The organism is Caulobacter sp. P1_D6, from assembly GCF_056406095.1.
In genome coordinates this window covers 49,631-66,998 of record NZ_JBFUAW010000019.1, presented here as the reverse complement: position 1 = coordinate 66,998, position 17,368 = coordinate 49,631, and the positions used below count along the sequence as shown (strand labels likewise).

15 protein-coding genes and 2 pseudogenes are annotated in these 17,368 nt (G+C 67.5%); 4 read left to right on the top strand and 13 right to left on the bottom strand.

Going from position 1 to position 17,368, the window contains the following annotated elements; all coding sequences use genetic code 11:
• Positions 1 to 35: 35 nt before the first annotated feature.
• The 12 genes and pseudogenes from AC1DYP_RS12335 to secG form a co-directional block, all read right to left on the bottom strand.
• Positions 36 to 512: a glutathione peroxidase gene (locus tag AC1DYP_RS12335; protein WP_477046571.1), complete on the bottom strand. Its 477-nt coding sequence runs from the start codon at positions 510 to 512 to the stop codon at positions 36 to 38.
• Between the two features lie 15 nt (positions 513 to 527).
• Positions 528 to 1,853, bottom strand: coding sequence for a pyruvate dehydrogenase complex dihydrolipoamide acetyltransferase (locus AC1DYP_RS12330; protein ID WP_477046570.1), 1,326 nt, complete (start codon positions 1,851 to 1,853; stop codon positions 528 to 530).
• Positions 1,854 to 1,865: 12 nt separating this feature from the next.
• Positions 1,866 to 1,949: pseudogene (locus tag AC1DYP_RS12325) on the bottom strand (aldehyde-activating protein); the annotation flags it as partial.
• 69 nt (positions 1,950 to 2,018) lie between these two features.
• Positions 2,019 to 2,303: pseudogene (locus AC1DYP_RS12320) on the bottom strand (GFA family protein); the annotation flags it as partial.
• A 55-nt stretch (positions 2,304 to 2,358) separates the two neighbouring features.
• Positions 2,359 to 3,744: a pyruvate dehydrogenase complex E1 component subunit beta gene (locus AC1DYP_RS12315; RefSeq protein WP_477046569.1), complete on the bottom strand. Its 1,386-nt coding sequence runs from the start codon at positions 3,742 to 3,744 to the stop codon at positions 2,359 to 2,361.
• A complete protein-coding gene (pdhA, locus tag AC1DYP_RS12310; protein ID WP_056462099.1) occupies positions 3,741 to 4,772 on the bottom strand; it encodes a pyruvate dehydrogenase (acetyl-transferring) E1 component subunit alpha in 1,032 nt (343 codons plus the stop codon). The genes AC1DYP_RS12315 and pdhA overlap by 4 nt, the downstream gene beginning before the upstream one ends.
• Positions 4,773 to 4,936: 164 nt before the next feature.
• Positions 4,937 to 5,233 carry an FtsB family cell division protein gene (locus tag AC1DYP_RS12305; protein ID WP_029917040.1) on the bottom strand — a complete coding sequence of 99 codons (297 nt, stop codon included), beginning with the start codon at positions 5,231 to 5,233 and terminating at the stop codon, positions 4,937 to 4,939.
• Between the two features lie 354 nt (positions 5,234 to 5,587).
• Positions 5,588 to 6,868 carry a phosphopyruvate hydratase gene (gene eno / locus AC1DYP_RS12300; RefSeq protein WP_477036289.1) on the bottom strand — a complete coding sequence of 427 codons (1,281 nt, stop codon included), beginning with the start codon at positions 6,866 to 6,868 and terminating at the stop codon, positions 5,588 to 5,590.
• A gap of 114 nt (positions 6,869 to 6,982) precedes the next feature.
• Entirely contained in the window at positions 6,983 to 8,011 is a 1,029-nt protein-coding gene (locus AC1DYP_RS12295) for a retroviral-like aspartic protease family protein (RefSeq protein ID WP_477046568.1), read from the bottom strand.
• A 208-nt stretch (positions 8,012 to 8,219) separates the two neighbouring features.
• Positions 8,220 to 8,402 (bottom strand): 50S ribosomal protein L32, encoded by a 183-nt coding sequence (gene rpmF / locus AC1DYP_RS12290; RefSeq protein ID WP_007671126.1) that lies wholly within the window; start codon positions 8,400 to 8,402, stop codon positions 8,220 to 8,222.
• Positions 8,403 to 8,518: 116 nt separating this feature from the next.
• Positions 8,519 to 10,171: a CTP synthase gene (locus AC1DYP_RS12285; RefSeq protein WP_477046567.1), complete on the bottom strand. Its 1,653-nt coding sequence runs from the start codon at positions 10,169 to 10,171 to the stop codon at positions 8,519 to 8,521.
• Positions 10,172 to 10,294: 123 nt separating this feature from the next.
• On the bottom strand, positions 10,295 to 10,819 hold the full coding sequence (secG, locus tag AC1DYP_RS12280; protein ID WP_477046566.1) for a preprotein translocase subunit SecG: 525 nt from the start codon (positions 10,817 to 10,819) through the stop codon (positions 10,295 to 10,297).
• Positions 10,820 to 10,972: 153 nt separating this feature from the next.
• Between secG and AC1DYP_RS12275 the strand changes: the two genes are divergently transcribed.
• The gene (locus tag AC1DYP_RS12275) at positions 10,973 to 11,491 is read left to right on the top strand and encodes a GNAT family N-acetyltransferase (RefSeq protein ID WP_477036285.1); all 519 of its coding nucleotides are present in this window, start codon (positions 10,973 to 10,975) and stop codon (positions 11,489 to 11,491) included.
• A 946-nt stretch (positions 11,492 to 12,437) separates the two neighbouring features.
• Positions 12,438 to 12,800: a hypothetical protein gene (locus tag AC1DYP_RS12270; RefSeq protein ID WP_477046565.1), complete on the top strand. Its 363-nt coding sequence runs from the start codon at positions 12,438 to 12,440 to the stop codon at positions 12,798 to 12,800.
• On the opposite strand, the gene tpiA is transcribed toward AC1DYP_RS12270, so the two are convergent.
• On the bottom strand, positions 12,797 to 13,558 hold the full coding sequence (gene tpiA, locus AC1DYP_RS12265) for a triose-phosphate isomerase (protein WP_477046564.1): 762 nt from the start codon (positions 13,556 to 13,558) through the stop codon (positions 12,797 to 12,799). The two genes, AC1DYP_RS12270 and tpiA, sit on opposite strands and share 4 nt — an antisense overlap.
• Before the next feature lie 159 nt (positions 13,559 to 13,717).
• Here tpiA and AC1DYP_RS12260 point away from each other — a divergent pair, with 159 nt between their 5' ends.
• Both AC1DYP_RS12260 and trpE read left to right on the top strand, forming a co-directional pair.
• A complete protein-coding gene (locus tag AC1DYP_RS12260; RefSeq protein WP_477046563.1) occupies positions 13,718 to 15,685 on the top strand; it encodes a peptidylprolyl isomerase in 1,968 nt (655 codons plus the stop codon).
• Positions 15,682 to 17,217, top strand: coding sequence for an anthranilate synthase component I (gene trpE / locus AC1DYP_RS12255; RefSeq protein WP_477046562.1), 1,536 nt, complete (start codon positions 15,682 to 15,684; stop codon positions 17,215 to 17,217). Before AC1DYP_RS12260 ends, trpE begins: the two co-directional genes overlap by 4 nt.
• Positions 17,218 to 17,368 lie beyond the last annotated feature (151 nt).

Genomic DNA, 17,368 nt, shown 5'->3' with positions numbered 1-17,368 from the left:
TCGGTCGATCGGCCCAGGGCCGGTCCAGGAGTGAGTTACAGCAGCGCCTCGACGGCGAGCTTGAGGTCTTCAGGCTTGGTGGTGGGCGCGAAACGTTCGACGACTTCGCCGTCGCGACCGATCAGGAACTTGGTGAAGTTCCACTTGATCGCCTCGGTGCCCAGCAGGCCCTTCTGCTCGTGCTTCAGGTAAGCGTAGAGCGGATGCGCCGAGGGGCCGTTGACGTCGATCTTGGCCAGGACCGGGAACGTCACGTCGTAGGTCAGCGAACAGAAGTTCGCGATCTCCTCGGCGTTCCCGGGCTCCTGGGCCCCGAACTGGTTGCATGGGAAGGCCAGGACCGTGAAGCCCTTGTCCTTGTACTCACGGTACAGCGTCTCCAGCCCCTCGTACTGCGGGGTGAAGCCGCACTTGCTGGCCGTGTTGACGATCAGCAGCACCTGGCCGCGATAGTCGGCCAAGCTCGCGTCGTGGCCGTCCAGCGTCTTGGCGGAGTAGTCGTAGACCGACATCGCCCTGCCCTCCGCCTAGACCAACAGCGTCAGCGGCTCTTCGATCAGCGGCTTGAAGGCGGCCAGGAACTTGGCCCCGATGGCGCCGTCGACCACGCGGTGGTCGCAGGTCAGGGTGACGGTCATCACCGTGGCCACGGCCAGCTGGCCGTCCTTGACCACCGGGCGCTGCTCGCCGGCCCCGACGCTCATGATCGCGCCCTGCGGCTCGTTGATGATCGAGGCGAACTGCTTGATGCCGAACATGCCGAGGTTGGAGACCGAGAAGGTGCCGCCCTGGAATTCCTCGGGCTTCAGCTTCTTGGACTTGGCGCGGGCGGCGAGGTCCTTCACCTCGGCCGAGATCTGGGCCAGGCCCTTGGTCTCGGCGGCGCGGACGATCGGGGTGATCAGGCCGCCGTCGATGGCCACGGCCACGGCGATGTCGGCGTGGTGGTGCAGGGCGATGCCCTCGGGCGTGTAGGAGGCGTTGGCCTCCGGCACGCGCTTGAGCGCCACGGCGCAGGCCTTGATGATGATGTCGTTGACCGACACCTTCACGCCCTGGCCTTCGAGCAGGTGGTTGATCTTGGCGCGCGCGGCCAGCAGGGCGTCGATCTCCAGATCGATGACCAGCGGGAAGTGCGGCACGTCGCGGAAGCTGTCGGTCAGGCGGCGCGCGATGGTCTTGCGCATGCCGTCCAGCGGAACGAGGTCGTAGGAGCCGGCGGGGATGCCCTGCTGCTCCAGCGACAGGTGGGCGCGCGGCGCGGCGGCGGCCGAGGCGGCGGTGGAAGCCGAGGCCGGGGCGGCCTTGGCGGCGGGCGCGCCGCCCTTCTGGGCGGCTTCGACGTCGGCCTTGACCACGCGGCCATGCGGACCGGTGCCGGCGATCGACTTCAGGTCCAGGTTCGCGGCCGAGGCCAGACGACGGGCCAGCGGCGAGGCGAACACGCGGTCGCCCGCCGGGGCGGCGGCGGGAGCCGGCTTGGCCGGAGCGGCGGTTTCGCCGGCGGCCTGGACCGGGGCGGCCGGAGCCGGAGCAGCGGCCTTGGGCGCTTCAGCGGCGGGCGCGGCCTTCGCGGGCGCCTCCTTAGAAGGGGGGGGCGCCGGGCTTTCGCCCTCGCCGGCCAGCTTGGCGATCAGGGCGTTGACCTTGACGTTCTCGGTGCCGGCGTCGACCAGGATGGCCTCGACCACGCCTTCATCGACGGCTTCGACTTCCATCGTCGCCTTGTCGGTCTCGATCTCGGCGATCACGTCGCCGGCCTTGACGGTGTCGCCAACCTTGACGTGCCACTTGGCGAGGGTCCCCTCCTCCATGGTGGGCGACAGGGCGGGCATCAGGATGTCGATCGACATTGAGCTTCTTCCTCAAGCGTTCGGGACGGCTTCGACCAGAACGGTCGGCGTCCATTTGGCCTTGCGACGGGCAAGGCGTTGTTCGTCCGTTTCGTCGTGATAGTCCAGCCGTTCAGGCTCGCGATCGGCGAAACCCGGCAGGTCGGTCCCCACGACGTTGAGGGTGGCGTAGGCCTGGCCCTCGTCCTCGATCATCGCCGCCACGTAGACGGCGCATTCCCGGCAGATCAGGAAGTCCACCGCCCGCCGCCCGAACCTGTAACGCATCAGCGATCCCGGAGCGGCGGTGATGTGCAGGCGGCTGCCCGGATCGCTGGTCGTCCGCGAGCCCTGCCGACGGCAGAAGCTGCATTGGCAGGACCGCAGGGCCAACTCGGCCACCGGCTTGCCGGGGTCGAGCTGCACGTGCACCGCGCCGCAATGGCAGGAACCGTTGAGGGTCTGGGTCATGAGCGGCTCCCTGCCCGCTCACACAGGCCTGGGCCTAGGCGAGCGGGCCGGGCGATCAACGGTAGCAGACCGTCTTGGCCGCCTTCACGATCTTGGGGACCGAAGGCAGCGACAGGGCTTCCAGGTTCGCCGCATAGGGCAGCGGCACGTCTTCCTGGTGCACCCGCAGCGGCGGGGCGTCCAGATAGTCGAAGCCGAACTCGGTGATCCGGGCGACGATCTCGGCGCCGACGCCCATCGGGCCCCAGCCTTCCTCGACCGTCACGAGACGGTTGGTCCGCTTGACGCTTTCCAGGATCGTCGCGTGGTCCATCGGACGGATCGTGCGCAGGTCGACGACCTCGGCTTCGATGCCTTCCTTGGCCAGCTCTTCGGCGGCTTGGAGGGCGAAGCCGACCATCCGCGAATAGGTGGCGATGGTGACGCTGGGACCGGCATGGCCCTCGGCGGCGAAACGACGGATCTTGGCCTTGCCGATCGGCACGATCCAGTCCTCGACGTCCGGGATGTCGAACTCGTGGCCGTACATCATCTCGTGTTCGAGGAAGACGATCGGGTTCGGATCGCGGATGGCCGCCTTCATCAGGCCCTTGGCGTCGGCCGCGTCGTACGGCGCGACGACCTTCAGGCCGGGGACGTTGCCGTACCAGGCCGCGTAGTCCTGGCTGTGCTGGGCGCCGACCCGCGAGGCCGCGCCGTTGGGGCCGCGGAACACGATCGACGACTTGATCTGGCCGCCCGACATGTAGAGCGTCTTGGCGGCCGAGTTGATGATCTGGTCGATCGCCTGCATGGCGAAGTTCCAGGTCATGAACTCGACGATCGGCTTCAGGCCGGCCATGGCCGCGCCGACGCCGAGGCCGGCGAAGCCGTGCTCGGTGATCGGCGTGTCAATGACGCGCTTGTCGCCGAACTCCTGCAGCAGGTCGCGCGAGACCTTGTAGGCGCCCTGGTACTGGGCGACTTCCTCGCCCATCAGGAAGACCTTGTCGTCGCGGCGCATCTCTTCGGCCATGGCGTCGCGCAGGGCGTCGCGGACCGTGATCTTCTTCAGCGGCGTGCCTTCCGGGATTTCCGGATCGGCGAAGGTCGAGGCGGCCGAGATCGGCGCCGCGGCGGGCGCGGCGACCGGAGCCGGAGCGGCTTCAGCGGCGGGCGCGGCGGCGGCCGGAGCGGCGGCGGGAGCCGGCGAAGCGGCTTCGCCCTCGCCCTTCAGCTTGGCGATCAGGGTGTTGACCTTGACGTTCTCGGAGCCGGCCGGAACCAGGATGGCCTCGATCACGCCTTCGTCCACGGCTTCGACTTCCATCGTCGCCTTGTCGGTCTCGATCTCGGCGATCACGTCGCCGGCCTTGACGGTGTCGCCTTCCTTGACCAGCCACTTGGCCAGGGTCCCCTCTTCCATCGTCGGGGACAGGGCGGGCATCAGGATGTCCGTCACTGGGCGGCCTCCAGGTATACGTCGGTGTAGAGTTCGGAAGGATCGGGCTCGGGGCTGGTGCGGGCGAATTCGGCCGCCTCGGCCACGATGCGCTTCACCTCGGCGTCGACGACCTTCAGGTCGTCTTCGGTGACGCCGGCCTTGGCCAGGCGTTCCTTCAGGTGGTCGATCGGGTCGCGCGTCTGCTTGACGTTGTCGACCTCGTCCTTGGTCCGGTACTTGGCCGGGTCGGACATCGAGTGGCCGCGATAGCGATAGGTCTTCATCTCGAGGATGAACGGGCCCTGTCCGCTACGGGCGTGCTCGGCGGCGCGGGCGCCGGCCTCGGCCACGGCGATCACGTCCATGCCGTCGACTTCCTCGCCCGGAATCCGGAACGAGGTGCCGCGCTTGTGGAAGGCGGTCTCCGACGCCGAACGCTCGACGCTGGTGCCCATGGCGTACTGGTTGTTCTCGATCACGTACACGACCGGCAGCTTCCACAGCTGGGCCATGTTGAAGCTCTCGTAGACCTGGCCCTGGTTGGCCGCGCCGTCGCCGAAATAGGCGAAGGCGACGTTGCCGTTGCCGCGATAATGGTTGTTCAGCGCCAGGCCGGTGCCGAGCGACACCTGGGCGCCGACGATGCCGTGGCCGCCGTAGAAGCCGGTCTCGATGTCGAACATGTGCATCGAGCCGCCCTTGCCGCGCGACGAACCGCCCGCGCGGCCGGTCAGCTCGGCCATGACTTCGTTGGGATCCATGCCGGCGGCCAGCATGTGGCCGTGGTCACGGTAGCCGGTGATGATCTGGTCGCCCTTGACCTTGATCGACTGCATGCCGACCGCGATGGCTTCCTGACCGATGTAGAGGTGGCAGAAGCCGCCGATCAGGCCCATGCCGTACAGCTGTCCAGCCCGTTCTTCGAAACGGCGGATCAGCAGCATGTCCTGGTAGAATTTCAGAAGCTCGTCCTTGCCGACGAAGGCGTTGACACCGGTGGCATCAGCCTTCCCCGCGGGGGCTTCACCCTTGCGCGTACGCGCCATTCAACTCTCCCTGGCCAATCTTCATCGCGGCCTACTCCTGGACGCCCACCGACCGAATGAACCTTCGGTTCCGCGTAGATGGGGGTCCTTTGTCAAACCCGAAACGGGCCAGGTTCGCCTGATCCGCCGGCAGAGCCGAAGAACCGGGTCTCCTACCCAAACGCTCAGCGCGGGGTGCGGATCACGTAGTCCTTGGGGTCGGCGTATCCCAGGAGCGAACGCGCGCGTTCTTCCAGGAGGTCCGCCGACAAACTGCCGCTGCGTAATAGACGAGCACGGGCCTCCAGGTCCATCCTTTCGGCGCGGATCTTCTTCAACTCCAGCGTCTTGGCGGCGAGATCTGCGTTGCGCTGCGACGTTGATAACAGCCCGCGTTCGCCCGTCAGGGCGTGAAACACGAAGTAAGTGATCAACAGGAGGAGCGCCGCGGTCGGCAGAAAAGGTTGCAGTCGGGCGAACATCAGCGATTCCCAGGAGGGGTAGTTTACCCTGCCCGACCATGCTTAACGCCTTACTAAACGGGGGGTTTGAGCAGGTGGCGGCAAGATGTCGAAAGCAGGGCCCTAACGCTTTCATTTGAGATGGTTTCAAGGGCATCTAGATACCGCGTCGCAGCATCTGAACGACCGTTTGGCGGCGCTTTCTGCGGCAGTGCGGCACGCGGGCGATTTTGCTTTTAGAAAAATTGTTGGTGAATTTTGGCGCCCGGCGCCTCGAAATCGGGCGATCCGGGCCTCGACCTCTAGAATCGTAGCATTTGAAACGAAAAAGGGCGGCGCTGGAGGCGCCGCCCTTCGTCGTGATCGTCGCTGGAACTAGCGGCCCTTGAGCACCGCGCGGCCGGCATAGACCGCCTGATCGTCCAGGGCTTCCTCGATGCGCAGCAGTTGGTTGTACTTGGCCAGCCGGTCCGAGCGGGCCAGCGAACCGGTCTTGATCTGACCGCAGTTCAGGGCGACGGCCAGGTCGGCGATCGTGCTGTCCTCGGTCTCGCCCGAACGGTGGCTCATCACGCTGGTGTAGGCGTTGCGGTGAGCCAGATCGACGGCGTCGATGGTCTCAGACAGCGTGCCGATCTGGTTGACCTTGATCAGGATCGAGTTGGCCAGGCCCTTGTCCAGGCCCAGCTGCAGGCGCTTGGGGTTGGTGACGAACAGGTCGTCGCCGACCAGCTGGACCTTCTTGCCCAGCTTGTCCGTCAGCAGCTTCCAGCCTTCGAAGTCGTCTTCCGACATGCCGTCCTCGATCGACAGGATCGGGAACTTGTCGGCCAGGTTGGCCAGGTAGTCGACCATCTGGGCCGGATCCAGGCTCTTGCCCTCGCCTTCCAGCTCGTACTTGCCGTTCTTGAAGAACTCGGTGGCGGCGACGTCCAGGCCCAGGACGAAGTCCTCGCCCGACTTGTAGCCGGCCGCTTCACCGGCTTTCACGATGAAGGCCAGCGCGTCTTCGGCCGAGCCGAGGTTGGGGGCGAAGCCGCCTTCGTCGCCGACGTTGGTGTTGTGGCCGGCGTCCTTCAGGGCCTTCTTCAGGCCGTGGAAGATCTCCGCGCCCATCCGCAGGGCCTCGGCGAAGGTCGGGGCGCCGGTCGGCAGGATCATGAATTCCTGGATGTCGATCGGATTGTCGGCGTGGGCGCCGCCGTTGATGATGTTCATCATCGGCACCGGCAGGACGCGGGCCGAGACGCCGCCGACGTACTTGTAGAGCGGCAGGCCGGCCGACTCGGCGGCGGCCTTGGCGACGGCCAGCGAGACGCCGAGGATGGCGTTGGCGCCCAGGCGGCTCTTGTTGGCCGTGCCGTCCAGCTCGATCATCAGGTTGTCGATGCGGCGCTGGTCTTCGGCGTCAACGCCCGACAGCGCGTCGAACAGCTCGTTGTTGACCGCGTCCACGGCCGCCTTGACGCCCTTGCCGCCGTAGCGGCCCTTGTCGCCGTCGCGCTTCTCGACGGCTTCGTGCGCGCCCGTCGAGGCGCCCGACGGCACGGCGGCGCGACCAAAAGCGCCGTCTTCCAGGACGACGTCGACCTCGACCGTCGGATTGCCGCGGCTGTCCAGGATTTCGCGGGCGATGATGTCGACGATCTCGGTCATGGGAGCTCCCCTTTCAAAAGGCGCTTCCCCTTAGCGGCGCGTGCCGCGAACCGCAACCGGCGCTCGCCGGATCGTCGGAACGAACGTTCGGCGCGTCCTGCCTTCAGGCCGCCCCTAGGCTTCGAGGACGGGCGGCGCCCAGCCCTTGCCGAGCCGGAACTTCACCCGGTCCGCGCCGAAGTCGAGCTCGACCCGGGCGAACATCTTCAGCACGTCGACGCCCAGCAGCACGGCGGGCCGGCTGTTGAGGTTCCAGACGTCGAAGATATGCAGATCGGCCAACACCAGCGGCAAGTTGGTCATCCGTAGCGCGCCCAGCTCGATCGAGCGGACGACACGCATCTCGCCCAGCGTCTCCTCCCCCGCCGCGCCGATCAGCCGGATGGCCATGGCGGGCTCGGGCTTGCGGCGAACCCGCAGCTTGATGGCCTCGGCCAGGGCGATGTTGCCCATGCTGGCGCCGGAGCCGGAGTCGATGAAGGCCACGCAGCGCACGCCGCTGACCCGGGCGTTGGCGACCGCCAGCCGGCCGAAACGGGCGTCGGCCAGCACCGAGACCTCGCGCACGCCGGGGAAGGCGCCCGACAGGGCCGTGCTGCGACGGACCTCCAGGCGCTTCTTGTTGAAATCCATGATGACGTTGCGGTTCTCGAGCATGTCGACGCCCAGCAGGCCGTCCACGCCCAAACGCTCGGGCGGGAGCACCGGCAACTCGGAGTCCTTCATGCGGGAATCGCCGGCCACCATCAGCGCCACCTTGGCCGTGGGCGTCAGGGCCGAGCCGCCTACGCCATGCAGCATCACGTTCGGCCCCGGCTCCAGGCCCAGCCGGGCCGCCACGGGCGTCGACAGCGCGCTCCGGTCGGCGCCGGTGTCGACGACGAAGTTGAAGGGCCCCTGCCCGTTGATGAACACCTCGACCGTCATGCGGTCGCCGGCGTCCAGCGCCGTGTCGAGGAAGAACGGCGGTGCCTCCTCGACCGGTGGAAGCACGCCGGAAGGCGGCGTCGCCGGCGATGGAGTCGGCGAGGTTTGCAGCGAGGTCTTCTGCAGCAGCGGTTCGGGCATCGCGGATCGAGCCCAGGCCGCGTCGGCCATCAGCGACAATCCCAGTCCCGCCGTGATGTTTCGGCGTGTGAGCATGGGTGAATCTCCCTGCCGTCAAGATAACACGGTTATTTCGACAGCGTTGTCGAAATCCATATCCAGGCAAGCACGGGAGCCGTTGCGCCACTTGGGGAAAGCTGCGCCGAAAAGCGAAAAGGCGGCGGKCCGGGGACCGCCGCCTTTCAGGCTTTGTCTCGTCGTTCCCGCCCCTGTTCTAAGAACCGGGCGGAAGCGGACGCGAAGGTTAGTCTTCCTTCGGCGTCAGGATCTGCTTGCCGTTGTACAGACCGGTCTTCAGGTCGACGTGGTGCGGGCGGCGCAGTTCGCCCGAGTCCTTGTCTTCCACGAAGGAATTGGCGCCCAGGGCGTGGTGCGACCGGCGCATGTTCCGGCGAGAAGGCGAAGTTTTTCTTTTGGGAACGGCCATCGAAGTGACTCTGCTCGCTGAGCTTGAAAATTAGAGACGGCGACTCGGGGAAGACCCAGGCCGCCGTGTGAGGGCGCGCTTATGCCTGAAACTCCCCGAGGATGCAACCGGGCTTGTTAGACCAATCGTCCCTGCTCTTTCGCGGCCGCGATGAAGCTGGCGAACAGGGGGTGCGGGGCGAAGGGACGGCTCTTCAATTCGGGGTGATATTGTACCCCGATGAACCACGGATGGTCGTCGCGTTCGACGATCTCGGGCAGCACGCCGTTGGGCGAGCGGCCGGTCAGTTTCAGGCCGGCGTCCTCCATCAGGTGGGCGTAGCCGATATTGACCTCGTAGCGGTGGCGGTGGCGCTCGCTGATGTCGGTGGTGCCGTAGATCTCGGCGACCTTCGATCCGGCCGTCAGGACGGCCTCGTACGCCCCCAGGCGCATGGTCCCGCCCAGATCGTCGTTGCTGCGCCGCTGGACGGTCTCGTTGCCCTTGATCCACTCGGTCATGATGCCGACCACGGGACGCTCGGTGGGACCGAACTCGCTGGACGAGGCGTCCTTGATGCCGGCCACGTTGCGCAGGGTCTCGATGACCGCCATCTGCATGCCGAAACAGATGCCGAAGTACGGCACCTTTCGTTCCCGGGCGAACTGGGCGGCGCGGATCTTGCCCTCGGCCCCCCGCTCGCCGAAGCCGCCGGGCACCATGATGGCGTGGGCGTTCTCCAGGCGGGCCGCGGCCGCGCCCTCGTCGCCCTCGAACGTCTCGCTCTCGACCCAGTCCAGGTTGACCTTGACCTTGTTGGCCAGGCCGCCGTGGTGCAGGGCCTCGATCAGCGACTTGTAGGCGTCCTTGAGGACCGTGTACTTGCCGACCACCGCGATGGTCACTTCGCCGTCCGGGTGGTTGACGACCTGGTCGATCGCTTCCCAGCGGGCCAGGTTCGGCTTGGGCGCGTCGCTCATGCCGAACACGTCCAGCACCTCGGCGTCCAGGCCTTCCTTGTGATAGTCGATCGGCACGGCGTAGATCGAGGAGCTGTCCATCGCCTGGATCACGGCGCTGGGGCGCACGTTGCAGAACTGGGCGATCTTGCGCTTTTCCTCGACCGGAATCTCCTGCTCGCAGCGGCACAGCAGGATGTCGGGCTGGATGCCGATCGAGCGCAGTTCCTTGACCGAGTGCTGGGTCGGCTTGGTCTTCATCTCGCCGGCCGTCTTGATGAACGGCAGCAGGGTCAGGTGGACGTAGCAGCTCTGGCCGCGCGGCAGGTCCTGGCGCAGCTGGCGGATGGCCTCGAAGAACGGCAGGCCCTCGATGTCGCCCACCGTGCCGCCGATCTCGACCAGCACGAAGTCGACCGGCTTCTCGCCCGTCTCGTCCAGCGCCGGTGAAAGGACGAAGTCCTTGATCTCGTTGGTGACGTGCGGAATCACCTGGACGGTCGCGCCCAGATAGTCGCCGCGACGCTCCTTCTCGATGATCGTCTTGTAGATCTGGCCGGTCGTGATGTTGTCGGCCTTGGTGGCCGACACGCCGGTGAAGCGCTCGTAGTGACCCAGGTCGAGGTCGGTCTCGGCCCCGTCGTCGGTCACGAAGACCTCGCCGTGCTGATACGGGGACATCGTGCCCGGATCGACGTTGAGATAGGGGTCGAGCTTACGAAGGCGAACCTTGTAGCCGCGAGCCTGCAGGAGCGCTCCGAGCGCTGCGGAGGCGAGGCCTTTTCCCAATGAGGAAACCACGCCGCCGGTGATGAAGATGTACCGGGTCATGGGCGATCAGATTAGCCGTGATTCGACGTCGCCGGGGAAAAGACCGAGGTTCATTCACAGAAAGAATGCGCCGCCCTCCCGGCGGAGGCGGCTCGGCAGCAACGGTAGACTTGAAGCCGGCCCTTACTGGGCCGGCTTTTGGTCGGCCGGAGCCGGGGCGTCGATCACCGGGACCGGGGCGGCGGCGGGCGCCTTGGTCGCGGCCTGGGCCGGAGCCTTGGCGGCCGGCTTGGGCGTCGAGACGGTCGGAGCCGGGGCGCTGATCTGCGGCGTCGGAGCCTCGATCGCGGCCGGACCGGCGGCGGCCGGAGCCGGCAGGGTCGGGGCCGGAGCGGTCGGACCGGCCGGCAGCGGGGCGGCGTTCAGGGTCTTGCTGTCCAGGCCGTCCAGCTTCAGGCGGTCGACGACCGAATTGCTGGAGCCCATGCGGCCCGTCAGGATGGTCAGGGCCAGGCTGATGATCAGGAAGACCGAGAACAGGATCCAGGTCGTGCGGGTCAGAAGATCGCCGGCGCCGCGCGCGGTCATGAAACCGCCGCCGCCACCGCCCATGCCTAGGGCGCCCCCTTCGGAGCGCTGCATCAGCACCACGCCGATCAGGGCGATGCAAACGATGATGTTGATGGTCAGCAGAACGCCGATGAGCATGTGTAAATCGATCTCGATCCGGGCGACGGACACTTCCGCCGCGAAAAACGAAGCGGCCCCTCTATCACTTGCAACGGGCCCGCGCCATAGCTGGGGACGAACCCGCCGCACTCAAGACCATTCCCTACGCTCGCATCAGGTCCATTCTCGCGCATGATCCTCGAGACCGAACGCCTTAGCCTGACGCCGCTGGCCGTTGAGGACGCCCCCCTCGTCTACCCGTTCATGAGCGATCCGGAGGTGATGGCCCACTGGGATCGCGCCGCCATCGAGGATCCCGACGAGGTCGCCGCGACGGTCGCCGCCCAGGTGGCCGAGATGGACGAGCGCCGGGCGATGTACTGGGGGATGCGCCAGACCAAGACCGGCTGGTTCGTGGGCTATTGCGAGCTGGTGGACCTGGATTGGCGGCACTATCGCGGCGAGCTGGGCTTCATCATCACGCGCGACGCCTGGGGCCGGGGCTACGCCACCGAGGCCGCCGCCGCCCTGCTGGCCTATTGCGCCTCGTCCCTGGGGCTCAAGCGGATGATCGCCCGCACCCATGTCGGCGACGGACGGGCGGAAAAGGTGCTGCTGAAGCTGGGTTTCGAGCAGGAAGGCTATCTGAAGGGCCATGTCGACCGCGACGGCGAACGCCGCGACTGCCGGCTTTATGGGTTGCTGTTCTAGGGGCGGGGACTTTCTCCCGAGACCTGTGCGGCGAGCACTTGCCCCCTACGGACCGCTTCGCGGTCGTCTTCCCCCACAGGGGGAAGAGGTGTGGTGCGCGCGTCCTCCGCCCCCTATGGGGGCGGACAGACCGCGAAGCGGTCAGGTGGGGGCAAGTGTTAGCGGGCACGGCGTCACAAGCTCACGCGGCGAGCCGCTGAGGGAACGGAAAGGGTCGCGGAGCGCCGGACATCGTCCGGAGTTTGAAGAAGAATACCGTTTCGACGAAGCCTGCCGCTCCGCGCCATCGTTATCCGGAAGCCTGCGGCGCTGAGCCCTGTTAGGGCCTCGCCGCCTTGAAGCCTCCGACGGGCGGGCCAGGTCAACGAAACCTGGTCCCGGACCGCGAGCCTTTCACCGCCCGCCTGCTGCTAAGCCGGCCCCCACATCACGCTGTATCCGTGTTCCGAGCCCAGCCGGCACCAGAGACATGAGGTTTGACGGGGTTCCTACGCACGAGAACCTCGCCGCCGACAGAGCTTCCCGCTCGATCGCCCCCCGCCGCCGCATCGGTCGCTGGCCATGCGCCCTTTCCCTGCAACGAGGTGGGATCAGGATACGACGGGCTGAGTGACTGCGGAGAATCGAGGATAGAAATCAGGGATTTCAGGACGCTAACCCAGAAATGCCGTGCGAAGTTGGCGCTGAAGCCGCTCAGCCTGGCAGGCTTGGAGTCCCGCGCTTTGGGTCGAATGGACCGAGACGACCACTGAGCTTGAATGAAATCCGCTCTCGGCTGAGCAAAATCGAGAACAGCGGGTGGGAGCGGTATCAATCAAGCCTTGCCGCTAGCGCGCGCATTTCACAACTTAAAGTGGGGGAAAGCTGTGACCGAGACCAGGGTTTTCCCCGATCTTCAAAATCAGGAAATGACGGAAAATGGGGTTTCCGCGCTAGGAGTTATACTATGACGAGTTCCCGACACATCTCTGATCATCTCAAGGCGGTTCGCAGGATCGCCGTCGAAACCTCTCCAGAAGATGTCGCCGGAACGGTGGCGTTGGCGATTCAACGGGTCAGGGTGACCCTGCAGAACCTGTCCCTGCTGGCCAACAAGACAGCCGACGTCGAGGCGGCCGCCAGGCGGGTCGACGCCTGCCTCCCCGCGTTCGTTGGCGGCGAGTGGTCGGGGACCTTCTTCGGGCAAGACCTGCTGGCCGCCCTGGCCGCCTTCGAGGAAGCGTTGGACGCCGCCGGGCCCAGCGAGGTGGCCAAGCGCATCGGAGCCTGGCAGGCCAGGCCCGCGGCGCCGATCGCCCTCGCCTCCTAGGCGGCCTCGATGATCGCCAGGAAGTCGGCCGCCTTCAGCGAAGCGCCGCCGACCAGGGCGCCGCCGACCTCCGGCATGGCCAAGATCTGGCCGGCGTTGTCGGACTTGACCGAACCGCCGTAGAGGATCGGCACGGTCGCGCCGTGCTCGCCGAACCGCTCGACCAGCACCGCGCGCAGCGCCTCGTGGATGTGCTCAATGTCGGCCGTGGTCGGGGTGCGGCCCGTGCCGATGGCCCAGACCGGCTCATAGGCCACCGCGAAAGCTTGCCCTGCCAGCGAAGCGGGCAGCGACCCACGCGCCATGCCGGTGACCACCGCCTCGGCCTGGCCGGCGTCGCGCTGGGCCAGGGTCTCGCCGAAGCAGATGATCGGCTCCAGGCCGGCGGTCAGGGCGGCCTCGACCTTGGCCGACACCAAGGCGTCGCTTTCGCCGTAGGCGGCGCGACGCTCGGAATGGCCGAGAATCACCAGCCGGGCGCCGGCGTCGACCAGCATGGCCGCCGAGATGTCGCCGGTGTGCGGTCCCGACACGGCGGGATGGCAGTCCTGGCCGCCGACGATCACCGCCTCGCCGGCCATGGCCTCGGCCATTCGGTGCAGCAATGTGGCCGAGGGACAGATCGCGACGCGGGCGGCGGGCGGCTTGGCGGCCAGCGCCGCCGCCACCGCACGGGCCTCGTCGAGCGAGGCTTCAAGGCCGAACATCTTCCAATTTCCGGCGATCAGAGGCCGGGGCGTGGTCAGCGAAAGGGTCATGCGCCCGGTTTGGGACCCCACGCGGGTCGGAAGTCAAGACCGCTTGAGCCCCTCCACCGCTTGCCCGGCCCCCCGCGGCTCTACTATACCCGCAGCTCGCGTCTGTTCCGTCGCCCTGCGTGGAATCCGCGCGATTTTCGAGGAAGGTTTCTCCCAGTCATGCTCGCCGGCTTCCGCTCCTTCGCCAAATCGCCGTTCGCGGTGCTCCTGTTTGGTCTGCTCATCGTCAGCTTCGCGGTGTTCGGCATCAGCGACGTGTTCCGTCATCCCCCCGGCAAGTGGGTGATCGCGGCCGGGTCGCGGAACATGGCGCCGGAGGACTTCAAGGCGCAGTTCGAGAACTATCGGAAGCGCGAGCAGGCCCAGGGCCAGATCATCACGCCGGACATCGCCGTCCAACAGGGCGTCGACCGCAAGATGCTGACCCAGCTGGCCCTGCAGGAATCCCTGGCCGAACTGGTCCGCAAGATCGGCGTGCGCCCGTCCGACAAGCTGGTCGGCGACACCCTGCGCGAGCAGCTGGCCGGCCTGCCCCCGGGCCAGCGCCCGTTCGATCCGATCACCGGCAAGTTCGACTCGGTGATGTACCAGCGCCTGCTGGCCCAGAACGAGCTGACCCCGGCGCGCTACGAAGCCTCGCTGCGCGACGACATCGCCCAGACCCATCTGTTCAGCGCCGTGGCCGCCGGCCTGCGCGCTCCGCGCATCTATTCGGCGCTGCAAGCCGCCTACGGCCTGGAAGGCCGCGACCTGGCCGCCTTCGCGATCAATCCCGCGACCGTCGAGAAGCCGGGCGCCCCGACCGACGCCCAGCTCCAGGCCTATATGAAGGAACACGCCGCCCAGCTGACCCGGCCCGAGACCCGGATCCTGTCGGTGGCCCGCTTCAGCGCCAAGGCCCTGGAGAGCACGGTGACCGTGCCCGAGGCCGACATCGTCAAGACCTACAACTTCCGCAAGGACACCCTGGGCACGGCCGAGACGCGCTCGTACGTCCAGATCGTCGCCCCCGACGCCAAGGCCGCCGCGGTGATCGCCCAGCGCCTGGCCAAGGGCGACCAGCCGGCCGTCGTCGCCAGCGCCTACGGCAAGCAGCCGTTGATGATCGACTCCAAGCCGAAGTCCGCCCTGCCCGACCGCAAGGTGGCCGACGCGGTGTTCGCCCTGACGGCGGGCCAGGTCAGCGCGCCGATCAACGGCGACCTCGGCGTCTCGGTGGTCAAGCTGGTCAAGATCAACCCGGCCGCCATGCCCAGCCTGGAATCGCAGCGCCCGGCCATCGAGGCCGAACTGAAGGCCCAGGCCGCCCAGGCCAAGGCCTATGAGCAGACCCAGACCTATCAGGACGCCCACGACGGCGGCGCCAACCTGATCGACGCGGCGACCAAGGCCGGCGCCCTGGTGCAGACCACCTCGCCGATCGCCGCCAACGGCGTCGACCAGACCGGCCAGCCGGCCCTGGCCCTGACCCCGGACGCGCTGAAGACCGCCTTCGAACTGCCCTCGGGCGGCGAGAGCGAACTGATCGAGGCCGGCAAGGGCGAATATTTCGCCGTCCGCGTCGAAAGGGTCATTCCGTCGGCCATGCCGCCCCTGGCCGAGATCCGCGAGCCCCTGGCCCAGCGCTGGATGCTGGAAACCCTGCTGGCCCGCATGAAGGTCAAGGCCGACGAGCTGTCGGCGCGGGTCAAGAAGGGCGAGTCGCTGGAAGCGGTCGCCGCCTCGGCCCAGACCCAGGTGCAGCGCGTGCCCAACATCAGCCGCCAGAACGCCCGGCAGTTCCAGGCCCTGGGCCGCGACCTGCTGATGGGCACGTTCGGCGCCAAGCCGGGCGCGCCGTTCGTCACGCGCGGCCCGCAGGGCGGCTACCTGGTGGCCGTGGTCGAGAAGGTCCATCCGGGCGCGCCCGAGCAGATGGCCCAGATCACCGAGGCCATGCGTCCGCAGACCTCGCAAGGCCTGTTCCGCGACGTCGGCCAGTCCGCCCAGGACGCCGCCAAGACCCAGCTCAAGACCAAGGTCAACCTGACCCTGGCCCGCCAGGCGATCGGCGTCGACACCAGCACCCTGCCCGCCGAAGACGGCAAGGCTCCGGCCAAGGCCAAGGAAAAAGGCAAGGCTCAATGAGCCTGGAGCCCGCGCTTGACGCCTTTGGCGCCGTCTACGAGTCCGGCCGCCCGCAGGTGGTCTGGACCCGGCTGATCGACGATCTGGAGACCCCGGTCTCGGCCTATCTGAAGATCGGTCACGGACGGCCCTACGCCTTCCTGTTCGAAAGCGTCGAGGGCGGCGCCTGGCGCGGGCGCTATTCGATCGTGGCGATGAAGCCGGATCTGGTCTGGCGCTGCCGCGGCGACCAGGCCGAGATCGCCGAGGGCGACGACATCGCCGCCGGCCGCTTCACGCCCCAGGCGGGCGGCGCGCTGGACAGCCTGCGCGACCTGATCGCCCGCTCGCGGATCGAGCTGCCGGCCGGCCTGCCGCCGCCGTCGGCCGGCGTGTTCGGGGCCCTGGGCTACGACATGGTCCGCCTGGCCGAGCGCCTGCCGGACGTCAACGAAGACACGCTGGGCCTGCCGGACGGGATCATGACCCGGCCGTCGATCGTGGCGGTGTTCGACGCCATCGCCCAGGAGATCATCCTGGTCACCACCGCCCGGCCGCAAGCCGGCGTGTCGGCCGCCGACGCCTATGCCGCCGCTCGCGGCCGGATCGAGAGCGTGATGGCCGACCTGCGCGGCCCGCTGACCCAGTCGACGCCGCGCCAGAGCCACGGCCAGGCCGAGTTCACCACCCCGGTCAGCCGCGCCGACTACGCCGAGATCGTCGAGAAGGCCAAGGAGTACATCCGGGCCGGCGACATCTTCCAGGTGGTGCCCAGCCACCGCTTCCGCGCGCCGTTCCCGCTGGAGCCGTTCGCGCTGTACCGCTCGCTGCGCCGGACCAATCCGTCGCCGTTCCTGTATTTCCTGGACCTGGACGGCTTCAACCTGGTCGGCTCCTCGCCGGAGATCCTGGTGCGGCTGCGCGACGGCAAGATCACCATCCGCCCGATCGCCGGCACCCGTCCGCGCGGCGCCACGCCCGAGCAGGACCTGGCGCTGGAGAAGGAACTGCTGGCCGACCCCAAGGAGCGGTCCGAGCACCTGATGCTGCTGGACCTGGGCCGCAACGACGTGGGCCGCGTGGCGATGCTCAAGCACGCCGGCAGCAACGATCCGGCCGCCAAGGGCAAGCACGCCAACGTGCGGGTGACCGACAGCTTCAAGATCGAGCGCTACAGCCACGTCATGCACATCGTCTCCAACGTCGAGGGCGATGCGCCGGACGGCGTGGATCCGGTCGACGTGCTGATGGCCGCCCTGCCCGCCGGCACGCTCTCGGGCGCGCCCAAGGTGCGGGCCATGGAGATCATCGACGAGCTGGAGATCGAGAAGCGCGGCATCGGCTACGCCGGCGCGGTCGGCTACATTGGCGCCGACGGCTCGGTCGACACCTGCATCGTGCTGCGCACCGCCCTGGTCAAGGACGGCATGATGTACGTCCAGGCCGGCGGCGGCGTCGTGGCCGACAGCGACCCGGACGCCGAGTACGACGAGACCCTGCACAAGTCGCGGGCCCTGAAGCGCGCGGCCGAAGAGGCCTGGCGCTTCGCTTAGGGGCGGCAGGCGGCTCTCGGAACCTATCGGCTGTCAACGCCGACGCTTGGTCCTCGTCCTTCGACAAGCTCAGGATGAGGACCATTTYGCAGGCCTCGACAGTAGGAAACCTCATCCTGAGCTTGTCGAAGGACGAGGTTTCCGCTGCCCA